Raw genomic sequence first — 9,861 nt, 5'->3', positions numbered from 1 at the left:
GGGGGTTGGGCGGTGGGGGGATGGGGAGGATGTTTTTGGGACCCCACGCCGCGCCAGGGGGGGGGGAGTTGGTGGTGGGGCGGGCCCGGTTCTCCGCCCCCCGCCACCGGCTCCTGCCCGGCCTGCTCGGCGTCAGCCGCTCTCCGAAAAGTGGCCGGAGCCCTGAACGTCCTCGATCCAGCGGAGTGCCTGCTCCGGCTCGGCCACGACGCGCACGGCCTCGGGCACAGGCGGCCTGCGCACCACCACCACGGGCAGCCCGGCCTCGCGGGCGGCCGTCAGTTTGGGCGCCGTGGCCGCACCCCCGCTGTCCTTGGTCACGACGACGTCGATGTCGTGGCGGCGCAGTAGTTGCCGTTCTCCGTCGAGGGTGAAGGGGCCGCGGTGAAGCAGGACCTCCATCCGGGCCGGTTGCGGTGGCTCGGGCGCGTCGACGGACCGTACGAGAAACCACAGCTCGTCCAGGCCCGCGAAGGCCGCAAGACCCATCCGCCCGCTGGTCAGGAACACCCGGCGGCCCAAGGCGGGCAGCAGCTCCGCGGCTCCCTCGAGCGAGTGGGCCTCGTGCCAGTCGTCGCCCGCCACCGGGGCCCATCCGGGGCGACGCAGCGCGAGCAAGGGAACATGGGCGGTGGCGGCGGCGTGTGCCGCGTTGAAACTGATCGTTCCGGCGAAAGGATGCGTGGCGTCGATGAGTGCGTCCACCGTGTGCTCACGCAGCCACGCGGCCAGCCCCTCGGCCCCGCCGAAACCGCCCACGCGCACCTCGCCGGGCGGCAGCCTGGGGGCGGCCACCCGGCCGGCCAGGGAGTTCGTCACCCGGAGCCCGGGCAGGGCGGCGGCCGCCTGTAGTTCAGCCAGAAGTTCGGCCAGGCGGCGGGCCTCGGTGGTGCCGCCCAGGATCAATACGTGCACGAAAGCTCGGTTCCCTTCATGAATGAGCCCAAGGGCGGTCGTGGCGCCCAACTCAAGCACACCGGCCTGCGGCCCGGCTGGACCACCGGTGCCTGTGCGACCGCCGCGGCCACCGCCGCGTACACCGCGCTGCTGACCGGCGAGTTCCCCGATCCGGTGACGATCACGCTGCCCAAGGGGCAGACCCCGTCGTTCGCGCTGGCGGCCGAGGAGCTGGCCGGCTCGTGCGCCATGGCCGGCATCGTCAAGGACGCGGGCGACGACCCGGACGTCACCCATGGCGCGCTCGTCCGCGCGACGGTTCGGCTGCTGCCCGCGGGTACCGGAGTCATGTTCAAGGCGGGTCCCGGCGTGGGCACGATCACCCGGCCCGGCCTGCCCCTGCCGGTCGGCGAACCGGCTGTGAACCCGGTCCCTCGCCAAATGATGCGCGACCACATCGCCCGGGCCGCACAGGGGTATGGCGGCACCGGCGACGTCGAGGTCACGGTCTCCGTCGACCACGGCGAGGAGATCGCCCGCTCCACCTGGAACCCGCGCCTCGGCATCCTCGGCGGTATCTCGATCCTGGGCACCACCGGCATCGTGGTGCCCTACTCCTGCTCGGCGTGGATCGACTCCATCCGGCGCGGGGTGGACGTGGCGCGCGCGGCCGGACGCACGCATCTGGCCGGGTGCACGGGGTCGACGTCCGAGAAGACGGTGATCGCCGAGTACGGCCTGCCCGAGGATGCCCTGCTCGACATGGGGGACTTCGCGGGTGCCGTACTGAAGTACGTGCGCCGGCATCCGGTCGATCGGCTGACGATCTGCGGTGGCTTCGCCAAGCTGTCCAAGCTGGCGGCGGGCCACCTCGACCTGCACTCGGGCCGCTCCCAGGTCGACAAGGGCTTCCTCGGCGAACTGGCCCGCCGCGGCGGCGCGAACGAGACACTCGCCGCCGAAGTGGCCACATCCAACACGGGGCTCGCGGCGCTCCAGCTGTGCCAGGCCGCCGGGGTTCCGCTCGGCGACCTGGTGGCGGTCGCCGCCCGCGACGAGGCACTGGCGGTGCTGCGGGGTGCGCCCGTCACCGTCGACGTGATCTGCATCGACCGAGCAGGCACGGTCGTGGGCCGCAGCACGGTCCAGTAGACCACGACGCCGCCGCTCGGCCCGTACGGTCCGCAGACTGCCCGTCGGGGCCTCGTCAGCAGGAATGCCGCTCCCGCTCGGGCGAGTACAAGTGGCTGTCCCTGAAGTGCTCCGCGCCCAGCGACCGCCCGACCATGATCACCGCGGTGCGCAGCACTTCCGCCGCCTTCACCTTGCCGGCGATCTCGTCGAGGGTGCCGCGGATGATCACCTCGTCGGGGCGAGAGGCGTAGGCGACCACGGCCGCGGGGCAGTCGGCGCCGTAGTGCGGCAGCAGCTCGCCCACCACGCGATCCACGTACTGGGCAGCCAGGTGCAGCACGATCAGCGCGCCACTGCGACCGAGGGTGGCCAGGTCCTCGCCCTCCGGCATGGCAGTGGCCCGGTTGGCGACGCGGGTGAGGATGACGGTCTGACCTACGGTCGGCACGGTCAGTTCCCGCTTGAGGGAAGCCGCCGCGGCGGCGAAGGCGGGCACGCCGGGGACGACGTCGTAGGGCACTCCCGCCGCATCCAGCCGCCGCATCTGCTCGCCGACAGCACTGAACACGGACGGGTCCCCGGAGTGCAGCCGGGCCACGTCGTGCCCCGCTTCGTGGGCACTCAGCAATTCGGCGGTGATCTCGTCGAGGTTGAGCTGCGCGGTGTCCACCAGCCGTGCGGTCGGCGGGCATTCGGCGAGCAGTTCACGCGGGACGAGGCTGCCCGCGTACAGGCAGACCTGGCAGGCGGCGAGCGTACGGGCGCCGCGCACCGTGATCAGATCGGCGGCGCCGGGCCCGGCGCCGATGAAGTACACGGTCATCTGTCTGCTCCTGCAACGGGATCGGTCGGGTCGGATGTCTCGTGAGCCTGAACGGCCGGTTTCTGTACGGCCCACTGGGTCACCGGCATGGCCTGGCGCCAGCCGGTGAAGCCGCCCACCGGCACGGCGTGCGCGACCGCGAGCCGCACCAGGTCACCGCCGTGGCGTCGGTAGGCGTCGGCGAGCAGCGCCTCGGACTCCAGCGTCACGGTGTTGGCGACGAGCCGCCCGCCGATGGGCAGCGCCTCCCAGCACGCTTCGAGGAGGCCGGGCGCGGTGAGGCCGCCGCCCACGAACACTGCGTCCGGAGGCGGGAGTTCGGCCAGCACGGCGGGTGCGGCGCCGGTGACGACCCGCAGCTGGGGCACTCCGAGCCGGGCGGCGTTGCGCGTGATGCGCTCGGCGCGCACGGGGTCGCGCTCGACGGTGACCGCCCGGCACGACGGGTGGGTGCGCAGCCATTCGACGGCGATCGAGCCCGAGCCGCCGCCGATGTCCCAGAGCAGCTCCCCGGGGGCCGGGCCGAGCGCGCCGAGGGTGGCGGCGCGCACATGCCGCTTGGTGAGCTGGCCGTCGTGCTCGTAGGCCGCATCCGGCAGGCCCGGCACCGCCCCGAGGCGCAGTGCGTTCGCAGCGCGGTGGCATTCGACGGCGACGATGTTGAGAGGGTCGCCGGGCGGGTGCTGCCATCCGTCGGCAGGGCTTGCTTCCGTCGTACGTTCCCGCTCACCGCCCAACTGCTCGAGGACCCGCATCGTGCTGGGGCCAAAGCCCTGTTCGCGGAGCAGTGCGGCCACATCGGCGGGCGTGGCGGCATCGGCGCTCAGAACGAGGATCCGGCGGCCCTCGTGCAGCGCGGCTGCGAGGCGGACGAGCGGCCGGCCCACGAGCGTGACGACCGCGGTCTCCTCCAACGGCCAGCCGAGCCTGGCGCAGGCCAGCGCGGTGGACGAGGGGTGCGGCAGGACGCGTACGGACCCGGGGCCCAGCTCCTCGACGAGGGTGCGTCCGATTCCGTAGAACATCGGATCCCCACTGGCCAGCACGGCGACGGCGCGCCCCGCGTGTGCGGCGATCAGGCCGGGGACGGCCGGTCGCAGAGGTGAGGGCCAGGCGACCCGCTCCCCGGCACACGCGGTGGGCAGCAGCGCCAACTGTCGCTCGCTGCCCACCAGGACGTCGGCGGCGAGCAGCACCGCGCGCGTGGGCTGGGAGAGCCCCTCCCAGCCATCGGCTCCGATACCTACGACGGTCACGGCGGTATCGGCTGCACCCGCGGACTCGGGCGGTGCAGATCGTGCGGGGGCCACTGCTCGATACCTCGGGGCTCAGGGGGGGCAACAAAGGCGCACTTTACTGGGCATCGTCCTGCACGTCGGAGCCCGGGTGCCCATCAAGGCGATCCCCCGTCGGCCCCGCTTCGGGCACCGGCCGGAGCGTCCGACCGGGCGGCAGGAGAGCTGATGCGAGGTGCGTGTACCGCGAGTCAGGTACAGACTTGAGCACATGGGTACCAACAGGTCCCGGACGCTCTCCGCCGCCTCCTCGTCGCCGGGCGCGACGAACCAGAGTCTCGCGCTCGCGGCCATGCTGTTCGCGGTGTCGATGACGTTCATCGACCAGACCATCGTGTCCATCGCCGCACCGGACATCGTCGAGGAGCTCGGCCTGACATCCTCGGGGATGCAATGGGTCGTCAACGCCTACTTGCTCGCCCTCGCGGCTTTCTTCGCCCTCGGCGGCAGACTCGCCGACCTCATCGGCAACCGCCGGATCATGCTGGCCGGCACACTCGTCTTCGTCATCTCGTCGGTGCTCTGCGGCTGCGTCCCCGAGGGAGAGGTCGCGCAGACCTGGCTGATCATCTTCCGGGCCACTCAGGGGCTGGGTGCGGCACTGATGTTCCCCGCAGCCCTCGCCGTCGTGGTCAGCGTCTTCCCTGTTGAGAAACGCGGGCGGGCGCTCGCCCTCTTCTTCGGCTTGTCGGGCGCTCTTACCGCTATCGGCCCCTTGCTCGGCGGGTGGCTCACCGGGTGGACGTGGCGCGCGATCTTCTGGGTCAACGTCCCGGTCGCCGTGATCGCGCTCATCCTCACCTTCATGGCACATGTCCCCAACGTCCGGCGGCCCGAGAAGCTCGATGTCCGGGGAGCCGCGCTGGTCGCGGTGGGCATGGGGCTGAGCGTGCTGGGTCTCCAGCAGGCCCAGGCGTGGGGCTGGAGCAGCGTGCTGACCTGGGTCTGCATCCTCGGTGGCCTGGCGGTGCTCGCGGTGTTCGTCCGCTACGAGATGACCGTGGCCCAACCCCTGATCAGGATGCAGGTGTTCAGGGACAAGGCGTTCACGGTGGACAACCTCGTCCTGTTCTTCGCGATGCTCGCGTTCGTCCCGCTGTTCTTCTTCGCCTCCGTATACGCCCAGGTCTCGCTCAGCGCCTCGCCGAACCAGGCAGCACTGTATTTGCTCTACTTCTTCGCGGGATTCGCGATCACCTCGCAGTGGGGCGGTCGGATCCTTGACAGGAGGGGCGCCCGGCCGGCCCTGAAGATTGGCACGGCTCTCGGGGCGGTCGGCTTCGCGCTCTGGGCCGGCAAACTGACCGATCTGTCGATGCACAATCAGTGGCCGTACGTGGCTCTGGCCGGGGCGGGCATCGGGTTCCTGTTGGCCCCAGCCTCGACAGACGCGGTCAACAGGGCCATCGGCGCCTCGTACGGCGAAGTCACCGGCATCACCCAGACAGTGCGCAACTTCGCGGCGAGCGTGGGCCTTGCCGTCTTCGGCACGATGCTGACGCACGTGACCACCAACCGCGTGACGGACACCCTAGAGAGCCGGGGCCTGTCTCAGGACGAGGCCCGGGATACAGCGCGTTCGGTGGCCGAGGCGGTCGCCGGGAACGCGGACGGCCGGGCTCCGACCGGGGATGGACCGGCAGCCACACGGATGCGTGAAGCGATGGGCGACATCCAAATGGACTTCGCCCATGCCAACCAGTGGGTCTTCTACGGGATGGCCATCGCGCTCGGCATCGCGTTCTTGTGCGCGCTGCGCCATCCCGGATCACGCGTGACATCGGATTCCACCACCGCCGTGCCGCCCGACGCGCCCACCGGTAAGTCGCCCGATGCACCGTCCGAAACGCCTCCCGTCCACCGAGCGTAGGGCTGGCGGTTCAGCGGATGATCTTGACGCCGAAGCGGCCTCCGAGAGCGAGGCCGACGGCGGTGTGGAAGTGGGCGTACATCTCCAGGCCGCGGGCCGCGGCGAGGGGGCCGAGGTCGATGATGTCGGTCCAGCCGTAGGCGTTCAGAAGTTCGCGGGCCGCGGACTTGGCCTCTTCGTGGTTGCCGGCCAGGAACATGGTGTGGTCGCCGCCTGCGAACTCGGCCGGATTGACGACGGTCTCCTGTTCCTGGGTGACGAAGGCTTTGACGACGGGGGTATCGGGCAGGGCTCGCTGGATCTGTTCGGCGAGGCTGTCGGTGTCGACGGGGTCCAGACGCGGCATTTCACCCCAGGGGGTGGGCCAGGAGTGTTCCGGGTCGCCGGGCTGCTGGTAGACGTAGGGGACGGCGTAGTCGATGAGGGTCTTGCCGGTGAGGGCTCCGGCGGGGATGGCAGTCAGGGCGGTGACGGCGTTCGCGCCGTCGATGCCGTTGATCACCAGTTCACCCGCGTCGGCGGCTTCGGCGAACGTGGCCAGGGTCAGCGCGGGGTGGGCGGCGTGGAACGCGGCAAAGGGACCGGTTCCCATCATGTCCGGTTCGCTCCGTGCGAGGGTGGCCTGCGGATTGCGGGTGCCGACGACGACCTGGTGGCCGAGCGCGGACATGCGGGCTGCGTGCTGGCGGGCGCCCGCACCGGTTCCGAGAATTGCGATCTTCACAGTGATGCTCCTGAGATGGGGATGCTGTCTGAGAACAGGCGGCCCATATGGCCACAAAATAGACAGTAGAACCTTTTGAGGTCACGTCGTGTCCTAAAAGGACGCACCAGGCATCCGATCTCATCCGGCGGCGTCGAGGATGCGGCGGGCCGCAGCGCGCAGATGACCAAGGACGGCATCGTCGGCATCCAGGGCGTACTCGGCGCCGAGGCCGACGAGGATCTGGACGATGCCGGGTAGGTCATCGCCGGAGCAGTCGACCGTGCAGGAGTGGGGACCGGCCGGTTGGATGCGGTCGGCCAGGGCCCAGGTACGCCGACGTACGGCATCGGCGGGTTCCCGGAGGGTCGCGATCGCCCGGTAGCGCACCGGCGCGGAGGCGATCTTCCCTGCCACGTAGGCGGCGGGATCCTCACCCGGCACGGGGCGGGGTGCGTAGTGGCGGCGGGTCGGCGTCAGGTCGCCGATGCGGTCGAGGCGGTAGACGCGCCAATCTTCGCGTGCGTGGCCGTGGGCGAGGAGGTACCACAGACCGCCGGAGGAGACCAGGTGGTGCGGGTCGACGCGGCGGTCGGCGCCGTGGCCACTGCGGGTGGTGTAGGCGAAGGTCACGGTCTCTCGGTCGCGGCAGGCGGCGGCCAGCGCCGCCAGGGTCGCCGGGTCGATGCGCGGACCGCGGCGCTCCCATTCGACAGTGGCCGTTGACTGCTGCAGGGCGGCGACCTGCGAGCGCAGGCGCGCGGGCAGGACCTGTTCGAGTTTGGCGAGGGCGCGCAGGGCGGTCTCCTCCATGCCGGTGAGCTGGCCCGCAGCGGTGCGCAGGGCGACGGCGGTGGCGGTGGCCTCCTCGTCGTCGAGGATCAGCGGCGGCATCGCGGCACCCGCGGCCAGGCGGTAGCCGCCGGCGTGACCGGTGGTGCCCTCGACGGGATAGTCGAGTTCACGCAGGCGGTCGATGTCGCGGCGCACCGTGCGGGCGGTGACGCCGAGCCGCTCTGCGAGTTCGGCCCCCGACCACTCGCGGCGCGTCTGCAACAGGGACAGCAAGCGGAGCATCCGGGCGGGAAGGTCGGTCGTCATGTCTCCAGGATGACGCCCTTTACGGACGCGAGATGTCCTAAAAGGGCCATAACGTCTGCGGCGTGGACAAGAACCCTGCGGCCTGTGCCGGAGGCCACCCACGGCAGAACCGCAAGACTCCCCGGCGGCCTGCTCCCCGCTCCCCCCTTCGCACGTCACACACGAAAGGCAGTCACACCATGGGCTTCATGTCTCCCGGCCAGGTGGTCTGGTTCGAGTTCGGCACCACCGACTTGACGACCGTGACCGACTTCTACGGCCCCCTCCTCGGCTGGAGCTTTGAAGTCGACCCGGACTCCTCCATCGACGGCCGCACCTACACCCGCATCCTCGCCCCGGGCGCACCCTGGCCGATGGGCGCCATCCAGCAAGGTGACACCGGAGGTGAAAGTCTCAACCTCTCCGTCCTGTCCGCCGACGTCCATGACGACGTCGAAAAACTCATCGCATTCGGCGCGCAGGTCCTGGTACCGGCGACGGCAGTCGGTGACGTGACCGTCTTCGCACGGCTGGCCGATCCGCGCGGCAACGTCTTGTCCCTGTTCTCCCGCGGCGAGTCGGCAAAGCTCGCCGATCGGGCGAAGGCAACCGAAGAGCAGATGCAGCAGGCCGCAGCCGCGCCGCAAGCGGGAGCCATGGCCGGGTTCGAGATCGGCACCACGGATGCGCAGGCCACGATGGCCTTCTACACCGCAGCCTTCGGCTGGCGGTTCGAAGAGGACAAGACAGCCGGCAGCAGGCCGTACTTCAGGGTCTACACCGGCGGCGCCGAGTGGCCCTCCGGCGGTTTGTGGGACCACGGCAGCCAGCGCGACGGCGCCGACTACGCCATGCCGACCTTTCTGGTTTCAGACGTCGCCGCTGTCACCGACGCCGCCGCACAGCAGTCGGCAGTCCAGGTCGAGTACGGACCCGAGGCCTCCCCCGACGGGCTGGTCCTCTCCCGCATCGTCGACTCCCGCGGCAATCGCTTCGGCCTCTGCTCCCTGCCCGCCCAGCCCGCCGAGGCATGAGTTCCGACGGCGAACGCCCGCCACCCGGGAAGGAAAAGTCATGAAGATCGCCCTGCTAGGAACCAACTTCGGTCAGGCGCACGCCGCCGTCTACGCCGCCCGCACCGACGTGGAGGTGGTGATGTTCGGCCGCGACCCGCAGAAGACCGCACATTCGGCCGGCCAGTTCGGGTTCGCCTCCTCCACCGACATGGACACCGCGTTCACAGACCCCGCGTTCGACATGGTCGACATCTGCCTGCCTGTCCCACTGCACGCCTCGTACGTGTTGCGCGCCCTGGAAGCGGGCAAGCACGCCTTGGTGGAGCTGCCCCTGGCCGACGACATCGAGGACGCCAAACGCGTCGCCGATGCGGCGGCGCGCAGCAACAAACACGTGTTCGTTGACATGTTCGAGCGGTTCATCCCGGCCAACCAGGCCCTGTTCGACGCGGCGAGCAAGGGGACCTACGGGCGGCTGGAACAGCTCACCCTGTGGAACATGACCGCTCCCCTGTGGCCGGGTGCCTCACTCGGGCTGAAGGCCCTGCCACTGGAGGCCATGCACAGCGACATGGACATCATTACCCGCACCCTCGGACTACCCCAGGACGTCACCGTGACCACTGTGGCACGCGACAAGGACTCCGCCGCCATCGAGGCCGCCCTGGGTTTTGACGGCGCGACAGCCCGCAGCTCCATGTCCTCCTTGATGCCCAAGGCGTGGGGAGCTCGTGGTGGCTACACAGCCACATTCGATCACGGCGTACTGGACGCCACCTCCACGATGGGCTTCGACGGCAAACCGTCCGGAACCGTCACCGCCTACACCGCCGACGGGCCCAGCGAACTGGACCTCCCGCCGGCCGACCAGTACACCGACATGATCAATCACGTCATGGCCGTACTCCGCGGCCAGGCCGAGAACCAGATTTCCCCAGACAGCGTGCTGGCGGCTCTCCAACTCACCCTCGACATCGAGCAGCGCGTCAACCGTCCACGCTGAGAACACGAAGACGGAGTCGTCGCTGATTCTTCGGGCAGGC

The 9,861-nt window shown here is 70.3% G+C and carries 9 protein-coding genes; 4 read left to right on the top strand and 5 right to left on the bottom strand.

The window, feature by feature from the left end:
* Window positions 1-132 precede the first annotated feature (132 nt).
* The gene (locus tag ACZ5U5_RS16640; RefSeq protein WP_469021789.1) at window positions 133-915 is read right to left on the bottom strand and encodes a cobalt-precorrin-6A reductase; all 783 of its coding nucleotides are present in this window, start codon (window positions 913-915) and stop codon (window positions 133-135) included.
* Window positions 916-933: 18 nt separating this feature from the next.
* Here ACZ5U5_RS16640 and ACZ5U5_RS16635 point away from each other — a divergent pair, with 18 nt between their 5' ends.
* Window positions 934-2,049 (top strand): cobalt-precorrin-5B (C(1))-methyltransferase, encoded by a 1,116-nt coding sequence (locus ACZ5U5_RS16635; RefSeq protein WP_469021786.1) that lies wholly within the window; start codon window positions 934-936, stop codon window positions 2,047-2,049.
* A gap of 55 nt (window positions 2,050-2,104) precedes the next feature.
* Here ACZ5U5_RS16635 and cobM read toward each other — a convergent pair whose 3' ends face one another.
* Both cobM and cbiE read right to left on the bottom strand, forming a co-directional pair.
* Window positions 2,105-2,854, bottom strand: a complete 750-nt coding sequence (gene cobM, locus ACZ5U5_RS16630; RefSeq protein WP_469021783.1) for a precorrin-4 C(11)-methyltransferase — start codon at window positions 2,852-2,854, stop codon at window positions 2,105-2,107.
* Entirely contained in the window at window positions 2,851-4,164 is a 1,314-nt protein-coding gene (cbiE, locus tag ACZ5U5_RS16625) for a precorrin-6y C5,15-methyltransferase (decarboxylating) subunit CbiE (RefSeq protein ID WP_469021780.1), read from the bottom strand. Before cbiE ends, cobM begins: the two co-directional genes overlap by 4 nt.
* A 196-nt stretch (window positions 4,165-4,360) precedes the next feature.
* On the opposite strand from cbiE, the gene ACZ5U5_RS16620 reads away from it, so the two are divergent.
* A complete protein-coding gene (locus ACZ5U5_RS16620; protein ID WP_469021777.1) occupies window positions 4,361-6,019 on the top strand; it encodes an MFS transporter in 1,659 nt (552 codons plus the stop codon).
* A 10-nt stretch (window positions 6,020-6,029) separates the two neighbouring features.
* Here the strand turns inward: ACZ5U5_RS16620 and ACZ5U5_RS16615 are convergent, their stop codons facing one another.
* Together ACZ5U5_RS16615 and ACZ5U5_RS16610 are read right to left on the bottom strand one after the other, a co-directional pair.
* Window positions 6,030-6,743: an NADPH-dependent F420 reductase gene (locus tag ACZ5U5_RS16615; protein WP_469021774.1), complete on the bottom strand. Its 714-nt coding sequence runs from the start codon at window positions 6,741-6,743 to the stop codon at window positions 6,030-6,032.
* 120 nt (window positions 6,744-6,863) lie between these two features.
* Complete coding sequence (locus ACZ5U5_RS16610; RefSeq protein WP_469021771.1) at window positions 6,864-7,823, bottom strand: helix-turn-helix transcriptional regulator; 960 nt, start codon at window positions 7,821-7,823, stop codon at window positions 6,864-6,866.
* A gap of 188 nt (window positions 7,824-8,011) precedes the next feature.
* Here ACZ5U5_RS16610 and ACZ5U5_RS16605 point away from each other — a divergent pair, with 188 nt between their 5' ends.
* Entirely contained in the window at window positions 8,012-8,836 is an 825-nt protein-coding gene (locus tag ACZ5U5_RS16605; RefSeq protein ID WP_469021769.1) for a VOC family protein, read from the top strand.
* A gap of 40 nt (window positions 8,837-8,876) precedes the next feature.
* Window positions 8,877-9,821 carry a Gfo/Idh/MocA family protein gene (locus ACZ5U5_RS16600; RefSeq protein ID WP_469021764.1) on the top strand — a complete coding sequence of 315 codons (945 nt, stop codon included), beginning with the start codon at window positions 8,877-8,879 and terminating at the stop codon, window positions 9,819-9,821.
* The last annotated feature ends 40 nt before the right edge of the window (window positions 9,822-9,861 follow it).

The sequence above is a fragment of the Streptomyces sp. NPDC033177 genome (assembly GCF_055577715.1).
This window is presented reverse-complemented; position numbering and strand designations above follow the sequence as displayed.